Below are 25,375 nucleotides of genomic sequence, written 5' to 3'. Positions count from 1 at the left end.
AAATGGGCCGGCTCAACAAGCCAGCCCACTCGACGTAAAAAATCAGGTCGTCAGTAGAGTCCGCCGCCGGGTGCCTGGATGGCTTCCGTAGCCTGCGGCGATAGCGGTCCGCCGGCGCCGTTGGACCCGTCGGCGCCCATGCCGATCACCCAATAGCTGTCGGCTGGGCCGGTGCCGGGCTTGAAGGCTTCGATGATGGTGCCGGGATCGCCCGACGCGGCACGCATGCCGGTCTTGCGGTTGATCGCGACCAGGTTCATGCCTTCCGGCACCTTGAAGTCGACATTGGGCGTGCCGTCCAGCGCAACGCGCATGAAGTCCTTGAAGATAGGCGCCGCCAGACCACCGCCGGTGGCGCCATGGCCGAGACCGCGTGGCGTGTCGTAACCCATGTAGAGGCCGACGACGAGGTTCGGCGTATAGCCGATGAACCAGGCGTCTTTCTCGTCATTGGTCGTTCCGGTCTTGCCGGCGATGTGGCGGCCAAGCTCGGCGATGGTGGCGCCGGTGCCGCGCTGGACGACGCCTTCCATCATCGAGGTGATCTGGTAGGCGGTCATCGGATCGAGCACCTGCTCGGAATTGTCGACCAGTTCCGGTTCGGGCTGGTTGTTCCATTCGGGCGCATTGCAACCTTCGCAGCCGCGCTCGTCCTGCTTGAACACGGTCTTGCCGTAGCGGTCCTGGATGCGGTCGATGAGCGAGGGTTTGATCGACTTGCCGCCATTGGCCATGATCGAATAGGCCGACACCATGCGCATCACCGTCGTCTCGCCGGAACCCAGCGCCATCGGCAGATACGGCGCCAGATGGTCGTAGACGCCGAACCTCTCGGCATATTCCACCACCAGCTTCATGCCCATGTCGTTGGCGAGCCGCACCGTCATCAAATTCCGCGACTTTTCGATGCCGGAACGCAAGGTCGCGGGACCGGCCACCGTGCCGTCATAGTTCTTCGGCGTCCAGGTCGTGGTGCCGCTCTGGATGGTGATCGGTCCGTCCATGATCACCGAGGCCGGCGTATAGCCATTGTCGAGCGCGGCCGAATAGACGATCGGCTTGAAGGACGATCCCGGCTGGCGCATCGCCTGCGTGGCGCGGTTGAACTCCGACTGCGCATAGGAGAAGCCGCCGACCATGGCCAGCACGCGGCCGGTATGTGGATCCATGGCGATCAGGCCGCCCTCCACTTCCGGCACCTGGCGCAACGTGTAGGCGCCTTCCGACCCTTCGTTCTTCTGCACGAAGATGACGTCGCCGGGCTGCAGTACATCGGCCGGAGACTTGGCCTTGACCGTCTTGCCATCGACCACATGGCGCATGGCAAAGCTCATGTCTTCCTTGCTGACGGCGCCTTCGACGCGTTCCTTGACGATGTCGCCTGATATCTGCCGCGTCGGCTGCAGGCCGATGGAAAGGCCGGTCGCCGAGCTGTCGAGCACGACGGCAAGCGACCATTCCGGCACGTCTTCCAGCCCCTTGACGTTGCCCAGCGCCACGCCCCAGTCGCCGGAAGCATCGATATGCGTCACCGGTCCGCGATAGCCGCGCAGCGTGTCGTATTTGAGCAAGCCGTTCTGCATCGACTTGCGGGCGATGAGCTGGATCTTCGGATCGAGCGTCGTGCGCACCGAAAGGCCGCCCTCATAGAGCGCGTTCTCGCCATAGCGCGAGATGATCTGGCGGCGCACTTCCTCGGTGAAATATTCACCCGCAAACAGATAGGAGCCATTGCGGCGCGGCGTCACGCCAAGCGGCTCGGCCTTGGCCTTGTCGCCTTCCTCGCGCGTCACGTAGCCGTTCTCGACCATCTGGTCGATGACCCAGTTGCGGCGCTCGATGGCGCGGTCGGCATGCTTGAAGGGATGGTAGTTGTTGGGCCCCTTCGGCAGCGACGCCAGATAAGCGGCTTCCGCGACGGTGAGTTCGTTGACCGACTTGTCGAAATAGGTCAGTGCCGCGCCCGCAACGCCATAGGCGCCGAAACCGAAGAAGATTTCGTTGAGATAGAGCTCAAGGATGCGGTCCTTCGAATAAGCCTGCTCGATGCGGAAGGCCAGGATCATCTCCTTGATCTTGCGCTCGTAGGTCTGGTCCGAGGACAAGAGGAAGTTCTTCGCCACCTGCTGGGTGATGGTCGAGGCGCCGACCTGGCGCCTGCCCGAACCCAGATTCTGCAGGTTGACGTAGATGGCGCGGCCAAGCCCGGTGATGTCGATGCCGGGATGGTTGTAGAAATTCTTGTCCTCGGCCGACAGGAACGCCGCCTTGACCCGGTCCGGAACCGCCTGGATCGGTAGATAGAGCCGCCGTTCGCGCGCATATTCGGCCATCAGCGAGCCGTCGGAAGCATGGATGCGGGTCGTCACTGGCGGCTCGTACTTGGCCAGAACCTCGTAGTCGGGCAGGTCTTTCGATAGATGGCTGATGTATATCGCCACGCCCGCGGCGACGATAAGCGCCAGCGTCGTGCCGATACCAAAGAAATAGCCGATAAGACGAATCATGCCCGCTCCAGTCCGAGGTCCGGGAATTTCCTAGACGAAGCCGCCTTTCGCGCAAGCCTTCGCAACTGTCCCGATCCGTGATGGAAAACCCATGTCGCCACCATGTGGGCAAAATACGGCAGTGCCCGGTTTAGGCATCCCCCACCTGAAATAAAAGCGCCTGGTGTTGTCGTCGTGCAACGCTGCCTCCGGTCGTGGGCGGCGGCGACCATCTCAGCCTCCGGTTCCCGTTCCCATCTTGGCGGAGGCAAACAGGGCGACGGCGTTGGTGATGCTCTCCGCCGCCTTGCCGCGCCAGTCGGCGTCGAGCAGTTGCGCTTCATCCTTGGCGTTGGAGAGATAGCCGAGTTCCACCAGCACCGACGGCACATCGGGCGCTTTCAGCACTTTGAAACCGGCCGAACGCTGCGGATTGTTGATCAGGCCGACGCTGGTGGACAACTGGCCGACCAGAGTGTGGGCAAAGCTCATCGAGAAATTATGCGTCTCGCGGCGGATCAGGTCGATCAGTATGTCGGTGACTTCCTTGTTGTCGTCCTTGATCACCATGCCGGCGAACTGGTCGGAGAGGTTTTCACGGTCGGCAAGCGCCTGCGCTTGCGGATCGGACGCCTTGTCGGAGACGGTATAGACGGTGGCGCCTCTGATACCCTTGACGCTGATCGTGTCGGCATGGATCGAGATCAAAAGGTCGGCCTCGTGCTGACGGGCGATGCGCACGCGGTCATCGAGCCGCAGGAACTCGTCGGAATCGCGCGTCATGAACACGTCGTAGTTGCCGACGGCGGCGAGCTTGTCGCGCAGTTCGGTGGCGAAGGCCAGCGTCACGTTCTTCTCGATGGTGCCGTTGAGGCCTTCGGCGCCACCGTCGATGCCGCCATGGCCGGGATCGATGACGATGGTGAAGCGATGCCCGGGATTGGAGATCGGCCCTGTGCCGACCCTGGAGCCCTTGTCGGTGGAGACGGTCGAGCCGGTGGTCAGCGCCTGGTTGGCAAGGGCTTCGTCGAACTCGCGGTCGGAGGCTGCCGACACGTCGATGGCGATGCGATAGCCTGCGCCGTCCTCGTTCTTGAGCACCTCGAGCTTGTCGACCGAGAACGGCCCCTTGCCGGTCAGGATCAGCCGCGATCCCTCGCCCTGATCGCCATAACGCACCGCTTTGACCAGGCCGCGGGCCTTGGCGTCCTTCGCGCCAATGGCGAATCGGGTGCGCGGCAGGTCCACGACCAGCCGGTTGGGGCCGCGCAGCAGGAACCATTTGATGTCGGGCTCGCGGTCGAAATCGATGACGATGCGCATCTTGGTTGCGTCGCCGGCCATCTTGTAGGCGGTGGCGCCGAGTGGCGCATCGGCGGCGCGTGAAACCGGCGCAAAAGCAAGGCAAAGCGCCAGCAGCAACAGCACACCGGCAGCGCGCAGGAAACGGCCTGCACGGCCATGGCCCTTGTCTGTGGTGCCCGCCAGTCCCATTTCTTTGCAGTCGCTCCCGGTTTGGCGCCTTGCGCCCGCGTGGTTGGTCGAAATGCCGGTCAGGCCGCAGACTCGATTAACGATTGGTATCCAGAGAAGGTTAACCAAGCCTTTTCATTGAGGATTAAGGCCTGTGCTTCCGTTACGGCACTGCTTTTTGCCGGCATCCGAAATCGGGGTTGCCTTCCACCCCGTCAAATCATAAAAGCGATGGTGGATCACTGCAATCCTGGAACCGCTTCTCCCGCAGCTTCCTGCTACAGGTCAGATGAAAGGCGGCTCCTTTCGCTCCAGCGAAAAGGCTTAGGTGATCGCGACGAATTTCGCAGGTGTGCGCCCGTGGCGGGGGAATCGCCTGCGTGAGGAAAACGGCCGGGTTTGTTCCCGTGCCGGCTCTGTATGAGCAAACAAGCTGGTCCGGTTCGTCCGGGCTTTGGTTCAAAAGGTTCTGCTGGTGACGATGGCTTCAAGCGCAATCATGGAAAGGTCCGCATCAAACCGCGCCATTGTGGCTGCGGGCGGCACCGCCATGGCGCTCAAGCGGCGTCCGGCGGACATTCAGACATCCGGCACCCACATCCCAGACACGCAGCAGCGGGCTTTGCCTCGCAAGCTGCGGCTGACGGCTGCCGGGAGGAAACGAAATAATGCCCAACAAAATGCTGATAGACGCCTCCCACCCGGAGGAAACACGCGTTGTCGTTATCCGCGGTAGCCGTATTGAAGAATTCGACTTTGAATCTCAGGACAAGAAGCAGCTCAAAGGAAACATCTATCTCGCCCGCGTAACGCGTGTCGAACCTTCCCTCCAGGCAGCCTTTGTCGAATATGGCGGCAACCGTCACGGTTTCCTCGCCTTCAGTGAAATTCACCCCGACTATTACCAGATCCCGGTCGCCGATCGTCAGGCTTTGCTGCGCGCCGAAGCGCAGGAAGCCGAGGACGAGGAGAACGAGGACAATGACGGCGACGACCGCCAGAGTCGCGATCGCGGCCGGCGCGGCCGCCGGCGCGGCGGCAAGGGTCGTGAGCGCGGCGAACACAAGCGCGACGCCGGCGCCGATGATGAAAACGGCGAACATGGCGATGCCGGCAGCGATGCCGTCTCCGAAGCGCCTGCTTCCGAGCATGCCGCGGCCAATACCGCCGGGCATGACGATCATGCCGGGCATGGCGACAGCGAAGCCTCCGACGCCGAGACATCCGGGACCGAACCGTCGGAAGGCGGCCCGACATCGATCGCGGCAAGCGTCGAAGCGGATGTGATCTCCGAAGCTGTCCCTGCGGCGGAGCCGGGTGACGAAAGGTCGTCCAGCGAGGCAAGTGGCGAAGCCACCTCCGAGGACAATGATCGCGGCATGCTGGAAGAGGTGCAGTCCTCGCATCCGGACGACCACGAGATCGAATCCGTAGGCGCCGAGGATGCGCTGGAAGAGGTGCGCAGCCGCCGCAAGCCGGTGCGCCGCCAGTACAAGATTCAGGAAGTCATCAAGCGCCGGCAGATCCTGCTGGTGCAGGTGGTCAAGGAAGAGCGCGGCAACAAGGGCGCTGCACTCACCACCTATCTGTCGCTTGCCGGCCGCTATTCCGTGCTGATGCCCAACACCGCACGCGGCGGCGGCATTTCGCGCAAGATCACCAGTGCGGTCGACCGCAAGCGCCTCAAGGAGGTCGTTGCCGATCTCGAAGTGCCGCAGGGCATGGGCGTCATCCTGCGCACCGCCGGCGAAAGCCGCACCAAGGCGGAAATCAAGCGCGACTACGAATATCTGATGCGGCTTTGGGAAAACGTCCGCAATCTGACGCTGCAATCCACCGCCCCTGCCCTCGTCTATGAGGAAGGCAGCCTGATCAAGCGCTCGGTGCGCGACCTCTACAACAAGGATATTGACGAGATTCTTGTCTCCGGCGAGGAAGGCTACCGCGAGGCCAAGGATTTCATGCGCATGCTGATGCCGAGCCACGCCAAGGTGGTTCAGCCGTTCCGCGACACGACGCCGATCTTCGTGCGCAACGGGATCGAGGCGCAGCTCGACCGCATGCTGCAGCCGCAGGTGACGCTGAAGAGCGGCGGCTACATCATCATCAACCAGACCGAGGCGCTGGTCGCCATCGACGTCAATTCGGGCCGCTCCACCAAGGAGCACTCGATCGAGGACACCGCTCTCCACACCAACCTTGAAGCCGCGGAAGAAGTCGCCAGGCAATTAAGGCTGCGCGATCTCGCCGGCCTGATCGTCATCGACTTCATCGACATGGAGGAGAACCGCAACAACCGCTCCGTCGAGAAGCGGCTGAAGGATCACCTCAAGAACGACCGAGCCCGCATCCAAGTCGGCCGCATCTCGCATTTCGGCCTGATGGAGATGTCGCGCCAGCGCATCCGCGCCAGCGTGCTGGAATCAACCATGAAGCCGTGCCCTCATTGCGGCGGCACTGGCCATGTGCGCTCCGATTCGTCGGTGGCGCTGATGGTGGTGCGGGCGATCGAGGAATTCCTGCTCAAGGATTCGCGCAGCCACATCACGGTGCGGACCCCGGCGGCGACCGCTCTCTATGTGCTCAACCACAAGCGCGGCACGCTGGTGGAACTCGAAAGCCGCTTTGGCCTGACCATCACCGTCGAGGCCGATGATACGGTCGGTGTGCAGCACTACGCGATCTTCCGCGGCGCCATTGCCGAAAAGCCGGAAGGCTTTGTCGAAGCGCGAACCTTCCCGGCCTATGTCGAGCCGGAAGAGCCCGAGGACGAGATCGTCATCGAGGAGGAAGACGACGAGGTTGTGGTACAGGCCGAGCAGCCGCGCCAGGCGCAGCCGCAATCGCAGCAGCAGCCGAGATCGGCTGAGGACGGCGAAGGCCGCGACCGCAAGCGTCGCAAGCGCCGCAGGCGGCGCGGCGGCAAGGATCGCGAACGCGAACATGGCGATCGCGAGCATGGCGCCGAAGGTGCTTCGGTTTCGGCGGCAAGCGACGACTTTGCCGCTGAACCAGGCGATGACGATGCAACACAGCAAGACGAAGCCCAGGTTGGCGCCGTCGAAACGGTGGAAGCATCAGATGACGCCCAGGGCAAGAAGCGCCGTCGCGGCAAGCGCGGCGGCAAGCGCAATCGTCGCGAAGACGGCACGGAGACCGAAGCCGGCGAAACCGCCTCGGTGGCCGAGGCCGCTGAAGTCGGAACGGCCGCAAGCGAGCCCGTAGCAGCCGTAGCGGTTGAAGAAGCGGCGGCTCCCGCCGCGGCGAACGACGACGCTCCAGCCGAAAAGCCGAAGAAGAAGCGCGCTTCAAGGGCAAAGAAGGCTGTGGTGGAAGTCGCCGATGAGACGGCGGCCGAGGCTGCACCGGAAGCTGCCGTCGAAGCTGCCGCCCCCGCTGCGGCCGATGCCGCCACGGAAACGACCGTCGACGACGAGCCCGCCAAGGCTCGCCCGTCACGGCGCAAAGCCGTGGCCGCGGATACCTCCGCGGTGCCGGTGGTTTCCTCCAGCGTTGCCGACGAGGCAAAGGCCGAGGAAAAGCCGAAGCGCGCCGGCTGGTGGCAGCGGAAGGGCTTTTTCTAAGCTATTCAGCCGATTAAGATAGGTTCCTGACAAAAATCCCGCGCCATTCAAACCACGGCGCGGGATTTTTTCATGCGCGAATGATGGAAGGCGTCAGGGGGCGAAAATCGACCAGTTCATCATCCTGGCCAGTTTTTCCAAGGCGATCGACCCCAACTTGGAATTGCCGTTGGCGTTCAAGCCCGGCGACCATACGGCGAGTGAAGCCACACCCGGCACGATCCCCAATATGCCCCCGCCGACGCCGCTTTTTCCCGGAATGCCGACACGGAAGGCGAAATCGCCGGAGCCGTCATAGTGGCCGCAGGTCAGCATCATGGCGCCGATGCGCCGCGCCCGCTCGGCAGACACCACGGAGTGCCCGGTTGCCGGGTTTCTGCCGCCATTGGCGAGGAAGCGGCCGGCCAGCGCCAATTGCCGGCAGCTCATGGCGATCGCGCAATGGTGGAAGTACACGCCCAGCGACAGCTCGGGTGCATGGTTGAGATTGCCGAAGGATTTCATGTAGTTGGCAAGCGCGAAGTTGCGATAGCCGGTGGCGCGTTCGGATGCCGCGACCTCGCGGTCGATGATGATGGTTTCGTCATCGGCAAGGAACTGGATGAAGCGCAGGATTTCGCCGATCGCCTCGCGCGGCTGGTGGCCGGCAAGCAGTATGTCGGACACGACGATGGCGCCGGCATTGATGAACGGATTGCGCGGAATGCCGTTCTCATGCTCGAGTTGCACGATCGAGTTGAACGGATTGCCCGACGGCTCGCGTCCGACACGCTGCCACAGCGCGTCGCCGACATTGCCGAGCGCCAACGTAAGCGTAAACACCTTGGAGATGGACTGGATCGAAAACGCCTGGTCGGCGTCGCCGGCGACCAGCACGCGGCCGTCATTGGTCACGGCGGCAATGCCGAATTTCTTCGGATCGACCTTGCCGAGCTGCGGAATGTAGGTGGCGACGTCACCGCGATCGGTGCGCTCGGCCATCTCGGCGGCGACATCGGCCAGCACTTGTTCAAGATCCGGCATGCTCGTCCCCGCTATTTCAGCCAGCGCTCGATGCGCGCCATCGCCTCGACCATGTCGTCATGGCTGCCGGCATAGGAAAAGCGCATCGTGCGGTGGCCCTGAAGTGGATCGAAATCACGGCCGGGCGTCGCCGCCACATGCGCCTCGGCCAGCATCTTGCGCGCAAAGGCCATGCTGTCATTGGTATGCCGGGTAACATCGCAGAAAGCGTAGAAGGCGCCGTCCATCGGCGCCGCCAAGGGAAATCCGAGTTCCGGCAGGCGCCGCATCAACAGCTCGCGGTTCCAGGCGTAGCGCGCCTTTACCGCTTCCAGCTCTTGCGTCGCCTTGAAGGCTTCGATCGCCGCGATCTGCGACAGTTCCGGCGGCGAGATGTAGAGGCTCTGGGCGATGCGCTCGATCGGCCTCACCAGAGCTTCCGGCAGCACCATCCAGCCGATGCGCCATCCGGTCATGCAATAATATTTCGAGAAGGAATTGATCACCGTCACGCCTGAGCCATAGGCCAGCGCCGTGGTGTCGGGCGCGGCATAGGCCAGCCGGTGATAGATTTCGTCCGATATCACCGCGATGCCGAGTTCTTCGGCTGTCCTCACCAGTGCCGACAACTCGTCGACGGGAATGACCGCACCTGTCGGATTGGCCGGGCTGGCGAACAACACGCCCTTCAGCGGTTTTTCCTGGTGCGCCGATTTCAAATGCTCGGCGTACAGGTAGGCGTCGCTGCCGAGCTCCATCTCGACGATCTCGATGCCGAGCGCCGCCATGATGTTGCGGTAGGCGGGATAGCCGGGTGCTGCGATGGCGACGCGGTCGCCGGGATCGAACATCGCCAGGAATGCCAGATTGAAGGCGGCCGACGATCCCGTGGTCACGGCGATCCGGTTCGGCGCGACATCGATCCCGTAATGGTCGCCATAATGCGTGGCGATCGCCTTGCGCAGATCCGCCAGACCGAGTGTGTCGGTATAGCCGATGCGTCCGATCCTCAGCGCATTTGCGGCTGCTTCCCTCACGCCCACGGGCGCCGGATCGGATGGCTGGCCGACGGCCATGGAGACGACAGGCACGCCCGTCGCCTTCAGCCGGTTGGCTTCGGCCAGAATGTCCATGGCGTGAAACGGCTCGACTTCACCGCGGCGCGACAGCGAAACTACCATTTGACCTCAATCTTTCCGTCCGGCCCGCCGCTCAAAGCCATCAACCGGCGGCAGCGCCGCACAAATGCCCGATTGATGTGAGGATCACAAGTTCGCCTAGTTTCGGTGCCGTGACTTTTCATCGTTCGCGCGCTCGTTTACCAGTGGACCTCATGCTGAGCCGACCCAAATCAACGATGTCCAAATCTTCCATCGGGAAGACAGCGCGCGGCTTCGCGACGCTTTTGCTTGCCGCCGCCGTCGCTGTCACCGGCTCGGTGACGGCCTTCGCCCAGGCGGTGCCGGTCGTGCGCGATGCCGAGATCGAGGAGCTGGTGCGCGACTATGCGCGGCCGATCTTCAAGGCGGCCGGTCTTGCCAATGACGGTGTCGATATCGTTCTGGTCAACGATCAGAGCTTCAACGCCTTCGTCACCGGGCGCCGGCTGTTCATCAACACCGGCGCGCTGATGCAGGCAGAAACGCCCAACGAGATCATCGGCGTCATCGCCCATGAGGCCGGCCACATCGCAGGCGGCCATCAGCAGAAATTACGCGACCAGCTCGAGCGCGCCAAGACCATGGCCATCATCGCCACGCTGCTTGGCGCCGGCGCCATCGTTGCCGGCGCCACCACCAACAGCCGCGGCCTTGCCGGCGCCGGCATGGGCGTGGCCGCGGGCGGCGGCGAGATGGCGCAGCGCAGCATTCTTGCCTACCAGCGCACCGAAGAGTCGACCGCCGACCGCTCTGCCATCACCTATCTCAATGCCACCGGCCAGTCCGGCATGGGCATGCTGAAGACCTTCGCCCGCTTCCAGACCGCGCTGTCGCTGTCCGGCACGCAGGTCGATCCCTACCGCATCAGCCACCCGATGCCGCAGGAGCGCATCGCCAATCTCGAAGTGCTGGTCAAGCAGAGCCCCAATGTCGACAAGGTCGATCCGCCGGCACTGCAGCAGCGGCACGACATGATGCGCATCAAGATCGCCGCCTATATGGGCGGCCAGGCCGCGGCCACGCGGCTGATCCGCAAGGCCCCGGGCAGCCTCGCCTCGCGCTATGGCGAAGCGCAGATGGCCTATCTCTACGGCAATCTGGGCGCGGCGCTGACCAAGGCCAATGCACTGATCAAGGAACAGCCGAAGAACCCCTACTTCCAGGAAATGCGCGGCGACATACTGATGAAGGCCAACAAGCCCAAGGACGCCGCGGACGCCTATGCCAAGGCGGTCAGCCTCGATCCGGTGAGGTCGGGCCTGTTGCCCGTTTCTCTCGGCCAGGCGCTGATGGCCATCGGCACGCCCGATTCGCTGAAGAAGGCGGTGGTGCAGATCAACAACGGCCTCGGGCGCGACAAGGAAAACACGGTCGGATACCGCTATCTCGCCCAGGCCTATGGCGAGCTTGGCAACATTCCGGCGGCGGAACTCGCCACCGCCGAGGGCCATTTCTATTCCGGCGATTACACGAATGCGAAAATTTTCGCCATGCGCGCGCAAAAGGACTTGAAGCGTGGCGAACCCGGCTGGATTCGCGCGCAGGACATCATAAACTACAACCCTTCAGGCAAACTCAAGAAATGAACCTTCCGGTCGCCCGCGGCGACTAGGATAGACCGGAACCGGTAAAGAGGATGAGACGATGAACAAGGCAATATTGCTCGGCACGACGGGAGTGGCGGCTGCTCTTGCCATGCTCGCTTTCGGGTTCGTCGCCGGCAGTCCGCAGGTCGCCAAGGCCGGCACGGCGCAGACCGTGCAAACCGCCTCTGCCGACACCAAGATCGATCGCACTGAGGTCGAGGGCATTATCCGCGACTATCTCCTGAAGAACCCCGAAGTGCTGCTCGAAGTGCAGGAGGCGCTCGAGGCCAAGCAGAAGGAAGAGCAGCGCATAGCCAGCCTCGGCGTCATCGAGAAGGCCAAGTCCGAGATTTTCAACTCGACCTTCGACGGCGTCGTCGGCAATCCGAAGGGCAAGGTCACCATCGTCGAATTCTACGACTACAATTGCGGCTTCTGCAAACGCGCCATCGACGACATGCAGGCTCTGACAAAGGCCGATCCGGAACTGCGCTTCGTGCTCAAGGAATTCCCGATCCTCGGGCCGGATTCGCAAAAGGCCAGCGTCGTCTCGATGGCTTTCCACCTGATGCATCCGGAGAAATACGGCGAGTTCCACAACGCCCTGCTCGGCGGCCAGGGCCGCGCCACCGAGGCGGCGGCCATCAAGGTTGCGCTGTCGCTAGGCGCCGATGAGGCGAAATTGCGCGAGAAGATGAAGGATCCGACCATCACCGAGGCTTTCTCCAAGACCTTCGACCTCGCCAACAAGCTGGCCATCACCGGAACGCCTTCCTACGTGGTCGGCAATGAGGTGGTGTTCGGGGCGCTCGGCCAGGAAGTGCTGGCTGAAAAGATCGAGGCGGCGAAAGCCGCGCTCTGATCTTGCACGCGAGCCTATTTCTCACGGGCACATTTCCGCCTGTTGTGGACAGTGAAAGATCGCACTTGTGCTCTTTCCGCGGGCGGCTATGCCCATTATAGAAGGCCCTGCGCGCCGGCTTGAGGCCGGCGTCGGAAAAGGTCGGCATTTTTGAAAACGATTTTCGTCCTGAACGGCCCCAACCTGAACGCGCTCGGCAAGCGCGAGCCGGGCATCTATGGCGGCAAGACGCTTGCCGCGATCGCCGACGACTGCAAGCAGGCGGGCGCCGCGCTTGGCCTCGAGATTGATTTTCGCCAGTCGAACCATGAGGGCGACCTCGTCGACTGGATCCAGGAAGCCGGCGACAAGGCAGCCGGCATCGTCATCAATCCGGGTGCCTACAGCCACACCTCGATTGCCATTCACGACGCCATCCGCGCTGTCGCGCCGCTGCCCGTCGCCGAAGTTCACCTCTCCAACATCCACGCGCGGGAACCATTCCGCCACGTCTCCATGGTCGCGCCGGTCGCTGTCGGCATGATCTGCGGGTTCGGGCCGCTTGGCTACTCGCTGGCGCTGCAGGCGCTGGCGGCACGCCTATGACCGGCCCACAAACAGAAGGCTCGAAAATGTCGATAAAGAAGACCGGTGTTGACCAGCAACTGATCCGCGATCTGGCGGGCATACTGAACGACACCAATCTCACCGAGATCGAAGTCGAGCTCGGCGACCTGAAGGTGCGCGTATCGCGCCAGGCGCCGGCCGTCCACGCCATCGCCGCACCGCAGGCCGGTTATGCTCCGGCAGCGCAGCAGCCCGCGGCCGGCGCGGCTGCCGCACCAGCAGTGGCCGATCCGTCCAAGAACGCGGTCCCCTCGCCGATGGTCGGCACCGCCTATCTCGCGCCCTCGCCCGACGCCAAGGCCTTCATCGAAGTCGGCCAGAAGGTCAAGGAAGGCCAGACGCTGCTGATCATCGAAGCGATGAAGACGATGAACCAGATCCCTTCGCCGCGCGCCGGCACGGTGACGGCGATCCTGTTCGAGGACGGCCAGCCGGTCGAGTACGGCATGCCGCTCGTCGTGATCGAGTAGAGCGGGCCGGATGTTCCAGAAGATCCTCATCGCCAACCGCGGCGAAATCGCGCTTCGGGTGCTGCGCGCCTGCAAGGAACTCGGCATCCAGACCGTGGTCGTGCATTCGACCGCCGACGCTGACGCCATGCATGTCAGGCTCGCCGACGAAAGCGTGTGCATCGGTCCGCCGCCGTCGCGCGACAGCTATCTCAACATCCACCAGATCGTCGCAGCCTGCGAGATCACAGGCGCCGATGCCGTGCATCCGGGCTATGGCTTCCTGTCGGAAAACGCCAAGTTCGCCGACATTCTCGCCGCCCACAACATCACCTTCATCGGCCCGTCGGGCGACCACATCCGCATCATGGGCGACAAGATCGAGGCCAAGCGCACCGCAAAGCGGCTCGGCATTCCGGTTGTGCCGGGCTCCGACGGCGCCGTCACCGATCAAAAGGAAGCTAGGCGCATTGCCGCCGAGATCGGCTATCCCGTGATCATCAAGGCATCGGCAGGCGGTGGCGGGCGCGGTATGAAGGTCGCCCTTACCGAGGCTGACCTTGAGATCGCCTTGCAGACAGCGAGCACGGAAGCGGGAGCCGCCTTCGGCGACGATGCCGTCTACATCGAGAAATACCTGGAAAAGCCGCGCCACATCGAGGTGCAGGTATTCGGCGACGGCGCCGGCCGCGGCGTGCATTTCGGCGAGCGCGACTGTTCGCTGCAACGCCGCCACCAGAAAGTCTGGGAAGAGGCGCCCTCGCCGGCCCTCAACGCCGAGGAGCGCGCCCGCATCGGCAATATCTGTGCCAAGGCCATCGCCGACCTCGGCTACTCCGGCGCAGGCACCATCGAATTCCTGTACGAGAATGGCGAGTTCTACTTCATCGAGATGAACACGCGGCTGCAGGTCGAGCATCCGGTAACGGAGGCGATCACCGGCATCGATCTCGTCCACGAACAGATCCGCGTCGCCTCCGGCGGCGGGCTTTCGGTGCGCCAGGAGGACATCAAGTTCAACGGCCACGCCATAGAATGCCGCATTAATGCCGAGGACCCGCGCACCTTCACGCCTTCGCCCGGCACGATTACGCATTTCCATACGCCTGGCGGTCTCGGCATCCGCGTCGATTCCGGTGTCTATTCCGGCTACAAGATCCCGCCCTATTATGACAGCCTGATCGGCAAGCTGATCGTGCACGGCCGCAACCGCGTCGAATGCATGATGCGGCTGCGCCGGGCGCTCGACGAGTTCGTCGTCGACGGCATCAAGACGACGCTGCCGCTGTTTCGCGACCTGGTCGGCAATGCCGATATCGCCAATGGCGACTACGACATCCACTGGCTGGAAAAGTATCTGGCCAAAGAGGAATAGCGCCCGACTTGCCGCTATGATGCCGCGATGACCCGTCCTTACGCTCCCGGCTATCGCATTCCGACCGACCTGTTGCTCAAGGCCTATGCCTCGGGCGTCTTCCCGATGGCCGAGAGCGCTTCCGACCCGGAAGTGTTCTGGGTGCGGCCGGAGACGCGCGGCATCATACCGCTCGATGGCTTCCACACGCCGAAGAGCTTGCGGAAGACAATTCGCAAGCACCCGTTCGACATCCGCTTCGATTTCGATTTCGAGGCGACGATCGACGGCTGCGCCGAAAAGCGCGAGGAGCGCCGCTCGACCTGGATCAACGCGCCGATCCGCGAAGCCTATATCGAACTGCACCGTCTGGGGCACTGCCATTCGGTCGAGGCATGGCGCGAGGAACGGCTGGTCGGCGGCCTCTATGGCGTCTCGCTCGGTCGCGTGTTCTTCGGCGAAAGCATGTTCGCCCGGGAAACCGACGCGTCCAAGACCTGCCTGTATCATCTGGTCGAGCGGCTGAAGGCGCGCGGCTTTGCCCTGCTCGACACGCAATTCACCACTGAGCATCTCAAACGCTTCGGCGCGGTCGACGTGCCGCGCGTCAAATACGAGAAGATGTTGGCCGACGCGCTGAAGGGCGAAGCCGTTTTTTATCCCTGATCGGAGACCGAGCGGCCGAGCCGGCTCGACCGGTGAAAGGGGTCAGCCCTTCGCGGTTTCCATCGGCGTCTGCGAATGGAACATCATCTTCCAGCCGTTGACACGGTGGACATAGCCAGTGCTGACCAGCGCCGCGTAGGGCTCGCCGTTTTCCCGTGTCGCATGAGCCTCATAGGTCAGCATGATAATGTCGCTGCCGGGCTCGATGATACCCTTGAGGTCGATCTGAAGGTCGCGCCAGCGGTTGGGCTTGGTCGCTGTCTTGGCCAGATCGGCATTGTCCATTGCCTGTGCCATCTCAGGAAATGCCACCAGGCATTCTGTGTCGACATTGGCGGCGTAGTAAGCTTCGTCGCCCGTCCAGAACCCCTTTTCGAGTTCGAGCAGGTCGTCTTTGCTGGCCGTGATCCGTTTGCTGTCCGACATCAGAATATCCTCCAAGCGCATAAATGCGTCATCGTCCATGGCCCAACGCATAGTTGCCACCACGGTTCCGGAGGATCAGTTGGTGTTGGTCGCGTCAGGTTCCGTGGGGTCTGGCTGTTCGGCGGCCGGAGCAGCGGCGGGCTTTGGCTTGGACGCGTCGACCTTGGGCGTCTCGGCACTGGCCGCGTCGGGCGGCGGCACATCCGACTTCTGCTTGCAGCCCTTTAGCCAGACGTCATAGACGGCGTGCTCGACGGCGTTTAGGCCGGGGCTCTCGGCGAACATCCAGCCGGTGAAGATGCGGCGGATCTTGCGGTCGAGCGTGATCTCGTCGACTTCGACGAAGGAATCGGTCTTCGGCTCTTCATTCTCCGGCCGCGAATAGCAGATGCGCGGCGTCACCTGCAAAGCGCCGAACTGCACGGTTTCGTCGATGTAGACATCGAAGGTGATGATACGGCCGGTGATCTTGTCGATGCCGGCAAATTCGGCGACCGGATTGGTGATGCGATCGGAGATTGCCGGTGCTGCCGCAGGCGCCTGCGCCGCGGCAAACGCTGTCGGGAACATGGCGACAGCGCCAATTGCCGCCAGTCCGGCCATCGATGTCAGGCTGAAAATGTTCATGCGGAGATACCGGTGGTTTGGGCCCGGGTGATTCTGTCACGCCCAAGGCTATTCGCCGTTGTCATATCAGCAAGCAGCTAAACGCCAATTGTGGCGACAAAGGACCGGCCGGCGGTCAAGAACCAGGCGTCCACGCATCGTAGTCGCCCGTCACCTGCGGACGGTGCTGATTGGTGAGCACGGAACCCTTCGGGCGATAAGCCGCCGGTGTTCCCGTCAGGTTCGGCTCGTGCGCCTTTTCCCATTCGCGCGGGCGATAGTCGTCGCTTGGCGGCGCCACATCGACGCGGTGATGCATCCAGCCGTGCCAGCCCGGAGGGATCGCCGACGCCTCCGAATAATTGGCGTAGATGACCCAGCGGCGGGTGCGGCCTTCCGAATCGACGCCGCCTTCGTAGTAGACGTTGCCGGCCCCATCCTGGCCGACCTTGTTGCCGTGGCGCCATGTGTGAAAACGGGTTCCCAGCGTCTGGCGGTTCCACCAGGTGAAAAACTGCAGAAGGAAAGTTTTCATTCAGATCCTCGCGGGGCGCACGGCGGTGCCTGCTTCCTGCTTATGGCGTCAGGACTCCGCGAAGGCAAGGGTTTTGCGGCGCCTGCGGCACTGACGGCATGCCGAAACGCTCGGTCATTGGCCGATCCATTTCGCACCTGCGAACCGACGCTTGCCAAGCCGGCTGCGTCTTCCTAAAGCTCTCATCGCCCGGCGCTGCCGCATGACCCCGAAAATCGAAATCGATTTTCGGAAAGGATCATGCGCAAACCCAAGTGCTACAGCGTCCTTTGCGCGTCCACGGGACGCGCGGCGCTGTAGTCAACGCCGGCTGCGGGAGGTGAGGAATGGCCTTAGCTGTCGCCAGGATCAGTGCGGAGACAATACGCGCCCGCAAGGGCGGCGTGCCGATCGTATGCCTTACCGCTTACACCTATCCCGTCGCCCGCCTGCTCGACGATCATGTCGACCTTCTCCTGGTCGGCGACAGCGTTGCCATGGTGCTGCATGGGCACAAGACCACGCTCGGCGCCTCGCTGGAGATGATGATCGCCCATGGCCAGGCCGTAATGCGCGGCTCGGCAAAGGCCTGCGTGGTGGTCGATATGCCGGCCGGCAGCTACGAGACTTCGGCCGCGCAAGCCCTTGCCTCGGCGCGCCGCATCTCTGAGGAAACCGGGTGCCAGGCGGTGAAGCTGGAAGGCGGCGTCGACGTCGCCCTCCAGATCGCCGCAATCGTCGCGGCCGGCATTCCAGTGATGGGCCATATCGGCTTGCAGCCGCAATCGGTGGAAAAGGACGGTGGCTACAAGATCAAGGGCCGCACCCCGGAGAATGTGGCCGCGCTCATGCGCGACGCCGACGCGGTCGCAAAGGCCGGCGCGTTTTCGCTGGTCATCGAAGGCACGGTCGAGACCGTTGCCGCCGACCTCACCCGGCACATTACCATTCCTACCATCGGCATCGGCGCCAGCCGCGATTGCGACGGCCAGATCCTGGTCATCGACGACATGGTCGGCCTGACGGTCGACCGGGTGCCGAAATTCGTCAAGGAATACTCCGATTTGCGCAGCGCGGTCGCCGATGCCGCGGCGCGTTATGCGGCGGAGGTGCGCAGCCGCACCTTCCCCGGGCCGGGCCACGTCTTTTCAGCCGCGAGCGACAAGGACAAGGCATGAACCGGCCCCCCATCCGCCAGCCGCTCGTCGTCGACACCGTGCCCGGCCTTCGCGCGCAGATCCGCGAATGGCGGCGCGAAGGCCTGAGCGTCGCCATGGTGCCGACCATGGGCGCTTTGCATGACGGCCATATCTCGCTGGTCGGGGCCGCGCTCGCAACGGCCGATCGCTGCGTCGTCTCGATCTTCGTCAACCCGGCCCAGTTCGCCCCCACTGAAGATCTCGACAAGTATCCGCGTCAGCTGGCCCGCGATCTCGACCGGCTGACCGAGGCCGGCGCACAGCTTGCCTTCACGCCTACGGTTTCCGAGATGTATCCGGCAGGCTTTGCGACGAAGATTTCGGTCGGCGGCCCGTCTTCTGGCCTGGAATCGGATTTCAGGCCGACCTTCTTCGAGGGCGTCGCCACGGTCGTGGCCAAGCTCTTTCTGCAAGCCCTGCCCGACTACGCCATCTTCGGCGAAAAAGACTACCAGCAGCTTTGCGTCGTCCGAAAGCTCTGCCGCGATCTCGACTTGCCGGTGGACATCGTCGGCGCGCCAACCGTGCGCGATGCGCATGGCCTGGCAATGTCGTCGCGCAACGCCTATCTCGACGCCGCCGAGCTCGACGTCGCGCGACAGCTCAATGTCATCTTGCGCCAGACGGCGGCAGCGCTCGCGGCCGGTGCCGATGAAAACGGCGTTACCGGTAAAGCCACTGCCGCGCTTCTCGAGGCAGGCTTCGACAGCGTCGACTACGTCGCCGCACGCGAGAGCCTGACGCTCACCTCGTGGCGGCGTGACGGCGATGGCCGCCTGCTTGCCGCAGCGTGGCTTGGCAGAACCAGGTTGATCGACAATGTGGAAGTTTCCTCATTTATTCCCTGAAAAATTCCAATTCCGTTCACTTTGATTTGTATCGCAGACCGGCCCGAGCGCTCTTAGACAACGGCTCATCAGGCACGTTCTGGCCAGCCCGTAAGCGCTCACAATACACCGAACGCCGCTGTGAGACGTTTCACAGACTTAACCAAGCCGGCTATGTTGTGTGCGACCCCACGCAGAGACAGTGTGTTACCTGCCACTACGCTGCAATACTTACGAGGCTCTACGTGTCTGTCCAAGCCAACGTATTCGGTCGCGCCCTGCCGCAGATCGTCGAAGCGATTTACGATTCGATTGCCGATGTCGGCCGTTGGCCATCGACGCTCGAATCAATCTGCAAATTGGCGCTCGGCCGGCTTGCCATGCTGGCGGTCGTCGATACGGCGAGAAACTCGGCCCGGTTTTCGACTTCCTGCGGCGATCCGGTCCTGCTTGAGCCGCTGCAGCGCGACTACGCCTGCGAGGTGCCCTTCTTCAAGGCGGTGCCGAAGATGGAAATCGACATGCCGTTCACCGTCGATAGCGTCTACGCCCTGCAAGGCCCTGACGCCCGCCAGAACTGGCTCGAAAGCCGCATCGTGCGCGAGTGGGTGGAACCCAACCGTCTCGACGATTTCTTCTGGGTGGCGCTGATGAAGCAGCCGGCGCGCGCCGGCACGCTGATGGTGGTTACCGACAAGGACAGGCCCCAGATTTCAGCCAGGGATATCGACCTGATGTCCACGCTCGCCCCCCATGTCCGGCGTGCGGTGACCATCGGCGACCTGTTCGAGGCCGAGCGGCGCAAGGCCGACGTCTTTCGCTCGATCCTCGAGAGCCTCGACCATCCGGTGCTGATCGTCGCCGACGATATGCAGATCATTTTCGCCAATCGGGCAGCCGAAGCCCTGCTCACCGAAACCGCCTCAGTGTCCTCGGTGCGCGGCCAGCTGTCCTTCGCTTATGCCAACGCCAACACCGCCATCGGCCGCGCCGTCCAGCTCGGCACGCGCGACGAATTCGCGCTCGGACCGTCCGGCATCAACATTCCGCTGGTGAAGGCCATGTCTCCGGCGGTGGCGCATGTCATGCCTCTGGCGCGACGCGACATTTCGGCCCGCATATCGCCGCGCGCCGCCGCGGCCATTTTCATTGCCGCCGCCGGCGCCGCATCAGTGCCGGCGCTGGAAGCGATCGCTGCGCTGTTCGGACTGACCGCAGCGGAAAAGCGTGTCGCCGGCCATGTCGCCGCCGGGCTGACACGGCGTGAAATCGCGGCTGCCAGCGGCGTCTCGGACGGCACCGTCAAATCACAGCTGGCAACCATCTTCGACAAGACCGCCACCGGCGACCAGCGAGAGCTGGAACTCCTGATGCGCGAATTGACGCCGCCGCTGCGCTCGGCCTGAAGCCATACTCGGAGCCAATCGTCAAATTTTTCAACTATTTGCCGGTACGCAGGCGTAATCCACGATACCAAGCCGGCATCGTTGCAATTCGGCCAAAATCATGGTGCGGTTCTGCTCCGGTCCGGAGACGGTGCATCGTGCACGACCGGACGTGGAAACCATTTCCTGGGCGGTCCCCGAACTTGATACCGACACGAATTGAACGGCTGCTGCCTTACCTCTTCCTGCTGGCCCTGCTTTGCATCGCGCTCGCTTTCCGTCCGCTACTGCCGGTCGATGAGACGCGCTATCTCAGCGTCGCCTGGGAGATGTATCTCGGTGGACATGTCTTCGTACCGACGATGAACTTTGCGCCCTATCTGCAGAAGCCGCCGCTGTTGTTCTGGCTCATCGATCTCGTCTGGAACATCTTCGGTGTGAGCCGCGCGGCGGCGATGCTCGTCATCTTCGCCGCCTCGTCGCTGGTCATCTGGCTGACGACACTTCTGGCCAAAACCCTGTTTCCCGAGCGCCCGGACATCGCCAGTCGCATCCCCTGGCTGGTGGCCGGCAGCACCGTCTTTGTCATCTATTCGACCCTGATCCTGTTCGACATGCTTTTGACGGCTTGTGTGGTCGCCGCACTGCTGGCGTTGCTGGGCTTCGCCAGGACCGGCAACCGCTGGCAGGCGGTGCTGGCGGGTCTGTTCATCGGGCTCGGCGTGCTGGCCAAAGGCCCGGTCGTGCTCATTCACATCGGCGCGCCCGTCCTGCTCTATCCTCTCTGGCGTGACCGGCGAGCCGGCCTTGCCCCTTTGCAGTTCTTTGCCGGAGCCGGCCTGGCAATTCTCGCCGCCCTTGTCCCGGTCGCCATATGGCTGGCGCCCGCGACCATCCTGACCAAGGGCAGTTTCGTCTACGACCTCGTCTGGAACCAGTCGGCAGGTCGGGTTACCGGAAGCCTGCACAATTCGCATGGCCGGCCGTTTTACTTTTACCTGATGCTGTTGCCGCTCATGTTCGTGCCCTGGGCCTTTATCCCCCCGGTGTGGCGGCTGAAGCCGGCTGCCCGGATACGCAGCCTCATCGACACGAAATCCCCGGATCTGCGTGCCCTGCGCCTGCTGTCGTTCTCGTTCATTGCGGTGCTGCTGGTCTTCAGCGCCATATCCGGCAAGCAGCCGCACTATGTCGTGCCGGCACTACCGTTCGCGACCATTCTGCTGGGCTACTTCATGGCCGAGATTTCAGTAGCCAGGCTGAGGGCGACGGCCTTTGTCATGCTTGCCCTTTTCGCCATCGGCCACGCCGCCGCCTCGGCGACCGTGTTCAAACGCTACGATCTCACGCCGCTGGCGAGCTTCATCGACGAACGAAAGGACGCCGACTGGGCCGTCGCTTACGACTATCAGGGCGAGGTCGGTTTCCTTGGGCGAATAGAGAAGCCATTCGAGAACGCCGACAAGCCTGAGGAATGGCTCAAGTCTCATCCCGGCGGCTACGTCATCGAAAAGCAATCGAAAGATCCGGGCACATCCGAACAGACCGCCTTCCGGCAGCCGGTGGAACGCGGCTATCTGGTCGTCCTGAAAGGACAGCACTGAACGTTTCGTCGGACGCCTATCCCAGCGGTTTCTCGAAGATCAGCGCCGGCAACCCCGAACCGCCGCCGCAATCGGCGGTGCTGCCGGCCGGCAAAAATCCCTTCGAACGGTAGAAGGCGATGGCCGGCACGTTGGCCTGTTCCACCTCGACCCGCAAAGTGTTTGCCTCGGGAAAGCTGGCTTCGACCTCGTCCAGCAAGGCCTGGCCGATGCCTTGCCGCTGGCAGGCCGGCAGTACATAGAGCTGGTTCAGCAACACGATCTTCGCATCCGCCGTTGCGGCGGCAAAAGCCATGCCGCCGATACGCTTGCCGTCATCGGCGACCAGGAATTCCGAGTTCGGCCTTGTCAGCCGCGCCTTGAGCGAGGCGATCGAATGCCAGTCGTCGGTAATTTCGATCACCCGCTGGGCGCCATAGATCGCGTCGTAGGTTGCGTGCCAGGTTTCGACCAGCAGCGCGCGGACGGCGGCAAGGTCACGTTCGCTGGCGGTGCGGACGAACATTGTTCTATTCGATACCGAGCTTGGCCTTGACCAGATCGTTGACCGCCTGCGGGTTGGCCTTGCCGCCGGTGGCTTTCATCACCTGGCCGACGAACCAGCCGGCCATGGTCGGCTTGGCGCGAGCCTGCTCGACCTTGTCGGGGTTGGCGGCTATGACTTCGTCGACCGCCTTCTCGATGGCGCCGGTGTCCGTGACCTGCTTCATGCCGCGGCTTTCGACCAGCTGGCGCGGATCGCCGCCCTCGTTCCAAACGATCTCGAACAGATCCTTGGCGATCTTGCCGGAGATGGTGCCTTCCTTGATCAGGTCGATCACGGCACCGAGCTGCTCCGGTGTTACAGGAGCATTTTCAATGTCCTTGCCGGCCTTGTTAAGCTGGCCGAGCAGGTCATTGATGACCCAGTTGGCGGCAAGCTTGCCGTCGCGGCCCGAGGCCACCTGCTCGAAATAGTCGGCGATCGGCTTTTCCGACACCAGGATCGAGGCGTCGTAGGTCGACAGGCCAAGTGAGGAGATCAGGCGCGCCTTCTTGTCGTCGGGCAGTTCCGGCAACTCCTTGGCCAGCGCGTCGACATAGGCCTGGTCGAATTCCAGCGGCAAAAGGTCGGGATCGGGGAAGTAGCGGTAGTCATGCGCCTCTTCCTTGCTGCGCATCGAGCGCGTCTCGCCTTTGACGGCGTCGAACAGCCTGGTTTCCTGGTCGATCTTGCCGCCATCCTCGAGGATGGCGATCTGGCGGCGCGCCTCGAACTCGATGGCCTGGCCGATGAAGCGGATCGAGTTGACGTTCTTGATCTCACAGCGCGTACCGAATTCGCCGCCGGGCCTGCGAACGGAGACGTTGACGTCGGCGCGCATCGAACCTTCGTCCATGTTGCCGTCGCAAGTGCCGAGATAGCGCACGATGGTGCGCAGCTTGGTGACATACGCCTTGGCCTCGTCGGCGGAGCGCATGTCGGGCTTGGAGACAATCTCCATCAGCGCCACGCCGGAGCGGTTGAGATCGACATAGGACATGGTGGGATGCTGATCGTGCATCGACTTGCCGGCGTCCTGCTCCAGGTGCAGGCGCTCGATGCCGATCTCGATGTCCTCGAACTCGCCCTGCCGGTCGGGACCGACCGAAATGACGATCGTGCCTGCGCCGACGATCGGCTGCTTGAACTGCGATATCTGGTAACCCTGCGGCAGGTCGGGATAGAAATAGTTTTTCCGGTCGAACACCGACTTGTGGTTGATCTGCGCCTTCAATCCGAGGCCGGTGCGGATCGCCTGCTTGACGCATTCCTCATTGATGACCGGCAGCATGCCGGGCATGGCCGCGTCGACGAGGCTGACATTGGCGTTGGGCGCCGCGCCGAAAGTCGTCGACGCCCCGGAAAACAGCTTTGCTTCCGAGGTCACCTGCGCATGAACCTCGAGGCCGATGATGATCTCCCAATCGCCGGTAGCGCCGGGAATAAAACGTTTGGCATCGGGCGTGCGGGTATCGATAAGGGTCATGGTGGCCTGCGCTTTTGGCTCGCGAAAACTGCGATTTTCGCGAATTTGGGTATCGGTCTTCGCTAGTGCAAACCGCTTCGCGAGACAAGCGCCCAAAGCAGCGCAGAGCAGCGGGCTGGTCTTTTCAGCCCCTTTCGGCCGCTCGGCAACCGATAGAATGAACGCCGCCGGCCGGTATTCGGTCGGCGGTTTCTTCGTCAGGTCAGGCCGTTGCGATATAGGCCCTGATTTCGTCGGCCTCGCGCTCGACATCCTCGATGCGGCGCTTGACCACGTCGCCGATCGACACGATGCCGTCGAGCAGCCCATCCTTTTCCACCGGCAGATGGCGGAAACGGCCTTTGGTCATGATCTCCATCACCTCGTTGACCGTGTGGTTCTCGTTGCAGATCTTCACTTTCGGCGTCATCGCCGAGCGTACCGTTATATCAAGTGCGGCAGCGCCTTCCCTGGCGACGACCCGCACGATGTCACGCTCGGAAAGGATGCCGACGATCTTGCGATCGCCATTGGTGATGACCAGTGCACCGATCTTGTGGTCGGCCAGGATTCGAATGGCTTCGCTGAGCTTTACATTCGGCCCGAGCGTGAACACGTCATGGCCTTTTCTCTCGAGAATTGCCTTAACCGTCATGGCGTCCTCCTCCTCCTGCTTGGCTAGCCAGCTCCCGCCCTGACCGGCTTCACATAAGAGTGAACATCGTGCGCCGTGATCGGTTGCTTTTCAAGTGTGCCAGTGGGGTGTGCCAGTGGGGTGTGCCAGTGGGCTGCCAATAGAGTGCGCTAGTCGGGGGGGCGCTGGTCGTCGGGGATCTCCCATTCAGGCGCCCGCCAGCGCCGGTCGAACCAGCGCAACCCGAAGAAGCCTGCGACGAGGCCGCCAATGTGCGCTTCCCAGGCGATCTGGCCGGGCTCTCCGAGCCCGAGACCGTAAAGGCCGGTGGCGAGATTGATGACCATCCAGGCGCCGAGAAAATTGACGACGCCGCGCATGCGCAAAACGATTGCGATCGGCAGCACGGGACCGGCAAAGGCCGCCCTGCCGGAGGAGCGGTCGGTACGGAACCCGAAGCGAGCCGCCGCACCCAGCATGCCCGATATCGCCCCGGAAGCGCCGACCAGCGGTGCTTCGCCGTATGGATGGACCGCCCAGAACAGCACCACCGCGGCCAGCCCGGTGGCGGCGAAAAACAAGGCGAACCAGAACCAGCCGAGACGGTTGGCCAGCGGCGACCCGAAGGCGGCCAGCGCAACCATGTTGATGGCAATGTGGGCAACGCCGCCATGCATGAAGGCATAGGTGAAAGGACGGGTGAAGAGGAACCAGTCGAAACCGTATTGGCCGGTATAGAGGAACGGAATGAAGGCGCCGTCGGTGAGCAATGTTATCTGCTGCTCTTCGGTCAGCACATATTGCTGCAGCAGGAAGATGGCAACGCAGATGCCGATCACCGCCAGCACCACCGGTGGCAGGTTGAACACCGGCTCGCGGCGCGGCGGCGGCGCCTCCGCGGTCTGTTCGGTCTCCAAGGGGCCGGCCGGTTCGCTCATATGCTCTGATCCAGGGATTTGCGTGT

At 63.0% G+C, this 25,375-nt stretch carries 22 protein-coding genes; 11 read left to right on the top strand and 11 right to left on the bottom strand.

The features are described from left to right. Window positions 1–50: 50 nt before the first annotated feature. Both NL532_RS16875 and NL532_RS16870 read right to left on the bottom strand, forming a co-directional pair. The gene (locus NL532_RS16875) at window positions 51–2,507 is read right to left on the bottom strand and encodes a penicillin-binding protein 1A (protein ID WP_023667477.1); all 2,457 of its coding nucleotides are present in this window, start codon (window positions 2,505–2,507) and stop codon (window positions 51–53) included. Between the two features lie 213 nt (window positions 2,508–2,720). Continuing rightward, window positions 2,721–3,980 (bottom strand): N-acetylmuramoyl-L-alanine amidase, encoded by a 1,260-nt coding sequence (locus tag NL532_RS16870; RefSeq protein WP_023688387.1) that lies wholly within the window; start codon window positions 3,978–3,980, stop codon window positions 2,721–2,723. Window positions 3,981–4,627: 647 nt separating this feature from the next. On the opposite strand from NL532_RS16870, the gene NL532_RS16865 reads away from it, so the two are divergent. Then, window positions 4,628–7,543 carry a ribonuclease E/G gene (locus NL532_RS16865; protein ID WP_023828631.1) on the top strand — a complete coding sequence of 972 codons (2,916 nt, stop codon included), beginning with the start codon at window positions 4,628–4,630 and terminating at the stop codon, window positions 7,541–7,543. A 93-nt stretch (window positions 7,544–7,636) separates the two neighbouring features. Here NL532_RS16865 and NL532_RS16860 read toward each other — a convergent pair whose 3' ends face one another. Continuing rightward, window positions 7,637–8,566, bottom strand: coding sequence for a glutaminase (locus tag NL532_RS16860; protein ID WP_023753291.1), 930 nt, complete (start codon window positions 8,564–8,566; stop codon window positions 7,637–7,639). An 11-nt stretch (window positions 8,567–8,577) separates the two neighbouring features. Then, window positions 8,578–9,726: a pyridoxal phosphate-dependent aminotransferase gene (locus tag NL532_RS16855; protein ID WP_023695368.1), complete on the bottom strand. Its 1,149-nt coding sequence runs from the start codon at window positions 9,724–9,726 to the stop codon at window positions 8,578–8,580. Between the two features lie 152 nt (window positions 9,727–9,878). Here NL532_RS16855 and NL532_RS16850 point away from each other — a divergent pair, with 152 nt between their 5' ends. The 6 genes from NL532_RS16850 (at window position 9,879) to aat (ending at window position 15,228) form a co-directional block, all read left to right on the top strand. Beyond that, window positions 9,879–11,291, top strand: coding sequence for a M48 family metalloprotease (locus NL532_RS16850; protein ID WP_023828632.1), 1,413 nt, complete (start codon window positions 9,879–9,881; stop codon window positions 11,289–11,291). 58 nt (window positions 11,292–11,349) lie between these two features. Then, window positions 11,350–12,153, top strand: coding sequence for a DsbA family protein (locus NL532_RS16845; protein WP_023667484.1), 804 nt, complete (start codon window positions 11,350–11,352; stop codon window positions 12,151–12,153). Window positions 12,154–12,303: 150 nt separating this feature from the next. Next, complete coding sequence (gene aroQ, locus NL532_RS16840; RefSeq protein WP_023667485.1) at window positions 12,304–12,738, top strand: type II 3-dehydroquinate dehydratase; 435 nt, start codon at window positions 12,304–12,306, stop codon at window positions 12,736–12,738. 26 nt (window positions 12,739–12,764) lie between these two features. After that, entirely contained in the window at window positions 12,765–13,229 is a 465-nt protein-coding gene (accB, locus tag NL532_RS16835) for an acetyl-CoA carboxylase biotin carboxyl carrier protein (RefSeq protein WP_023681496.1), read from the top strand. Between the two features lie 10 nt (window positions 13,230–13,239). Then, the gene (gene accC / locus NL532_RS16830; RefSeq protein WP_023681497.1) at window positions 13,240–14,583 is read left to right on the top strand and encodes an acetyl-CoA carboxylase biotin carboxylase subunit; all 1,344 of its coding nucleotides are present in this window, start codon (window positions 13,240–13,242) and stop codon (window positions 14,581–14,583) included. Window positions 14,584–14,610: 27 nt separating this feature from the next. After that, window positions 14,611–15,228, top strand: a complete 618-nt coding sequence (gene aat / locus NL532_RS16825; RefSeq protein WP_023681498.1) for a leucyl/phenylalanyl-tRNA--protein transferase — start codon at window positions 14,611–14,613, stop codon at window positions 15,226–15,228. A 42-nt stretch (window positions 15,229–15,270) separates the two neighbouring features. Here the strand turns inward: aat and NL532_RS16820 are convergent, their stop codons facing one another. The 3 genes from NL532_RS16820 to NL532_RS16810 all read right to left on the bottom strand — a co-directional run bounded on the left by NL532_RS16820 (window position 15,271) and on the right by NL532_RS16810 (window position 16,795). After that, window positions 15,271–15,654, bottom strand: coding sequence for a hypothetical protein (locus NL532_RS16820; RefSeq protein ID WP_023667489.1), 384 nt, complete (start codon window positions 15,652–15,654; stop codon window positions 15,271–15,273). Between the two features lie 75 nt (window positions 15,655–15,729). Further along, complete coding sequence (locus NL532_RS16815; protein WP_023828633.1) at window positions 15,730–16,281, bottom strand: DUF2155 domain-containing protein; 552 nt, start codon at window positions 16,279–16,281, stop codon at window positions 15,730–15,732. 115 nt (window positions 16,282–16,396) lie between these two features. Further along, window positions 16,397–16,795, bottom strand: a complete 399-nt coding sequence (locus NL532_RS16810; protein WP_023667491.1) for an NADH:ubiquinone oxidoreductase subunit NDUFA12 — start codon at window positions 16,793–16,795, stop codon at window positions 16,397–16,399. 326 nt (window positions 16,796–17,121) lie between these two features. Here NL532_RS16810 and panB point away from each other — a divergent pair, with 326 nt between their 5' ends. The 4 genes from panB to NL532_RS16790 all read left to right on the top strand — a co-directional run bounded on the left by panB (window position 17,122) and on the right by NL532_RS16790 (window position 21,789). Beyond that, complete coding sequence (panB, locus tag NL532_RS16805; protein ID WP_023828634.1) at window positions 17,122–17,952, top strand: 3-methyl-2-oxobutanoate hydroxymethyltransferase; 831 nt, start codon at window positions 17,122–17,124, stop codon at window positions 17,950–17,952. An 11-nt stretch (window positions 17,953–17,963) separates the two neighbouring features. Next, window positions 17,964–18,821 carry a pantoate--beta-alanine ligase gene (gene panC / locus NL532_RS16800; protein WP_023828635.1) on the top strand — a complete coding sequence of 286 codons (858 nt, stop codon included), beginning with the start codon at window positions 17,964–17,966 and terminating at the stop codon, window positions 18,819–18,821. Between the two features lie 224 nt (window positions 18,822–19,045). Then, window positions 19,046–20,206 carry a helix-turn-helix transcriptional regulator gene (locus NL532_RS16795; protein WP_023828636.1) on the top strand — a complete coding sequence of 387 codons (1,161 nt, stop codon included), beginning with the start codon at window positions 19,046–19,048 and terminating at the stop codon, window positions 20,204–20,206. 182 nt (window positions 20,207–20,388) lie between these two features. Next, on the top strand, window positions 20,389–21,789 hold the full coding sequence (locus NL532_RS16790) for an ArnT family glycosyltransferase (protein WP_050590938.1): 1,401 nt from the start codon (window positions 20,389–20,391) through the stop codon (window positions 21,787–21,789). Between the two features lie 16 nt (window positions 21,790–21,805). Here NL532_RS16790 and NL532_RS16785 read toward each other — a convergent pair whose 3' ends face one another. From NL532_RS16785 to NL532_RS16770, 4 genes are all read right to left on the bottom strand, one after another. Beyond that, a complete protein-coding gene (locus NL532_RS16785) occupies window positions 21,806–22,294 on the bottom strand; it encodes a GNAT family N-acetyltransferase (protein ID WP_023828638.1) in 489 nt (162 codons plus the stop codon). 4 nt (window positions 22,295–22,298) lie between these two features. Further along, a complete protein-coding gene (gatB, locus tag NL532_RS16780; RefSeq protein ID WP_023828639.1) occupies window positions 22,299–23,798 on the bottom strand; it encodes an Asp-tRNA(Asn)/Glu-tRNA(Gln) amidotransferase subunit GatB in 1,500 nt (499 codons plus the stop codon). Between the two features lie 202 nt (window positions 23,799–24,000). Continuing rightward, window positions 24,001–24,432 carry a CBS domain-containing protein gene (locus tag NL532_RS16775; RefSeq protein ID WP_023667498.1) on the bottom strand — a complete coding sequence of 144 codons (432 nt, stop codon included), beginning with the start codon at window positions 24,430–24,432 and terminating at the stop codon, window positions 24,001–24,003. A 149-nt stretch (window positions 24,433–24,581) separates the two neighbouring features. Further along, window positions 24,582–25,349 carry a rhomboid family intramembrane serine protease gene (locus NL532_RS16770; RefSeq protein ID WP_023828640.1) on the bottom strand — a complete coding sequence of 256 codons (768 nt, stop codon included), beginning with the start codon at window positions 25,347–25,349 and terminating at the stop codon, window positions 24,582–24,584. Window positions 25,350–25,375: the final 26 nt, after the last annotated feature.

Source organism: Mesorhizobium sp. C120A, assembly GCF_030323105.1.
Classification (GTDB): Bacteria; Pseudomonadota; Alphaproteobacteria; order Rhizobiales; family Rhizobiaceae; genus Mesorhizobium.
The sequence above is the reverse complement of the archived record's forward strand: the minus strand, read 5'-3'. Positions and strand labels throughout refer to the sequence as shown.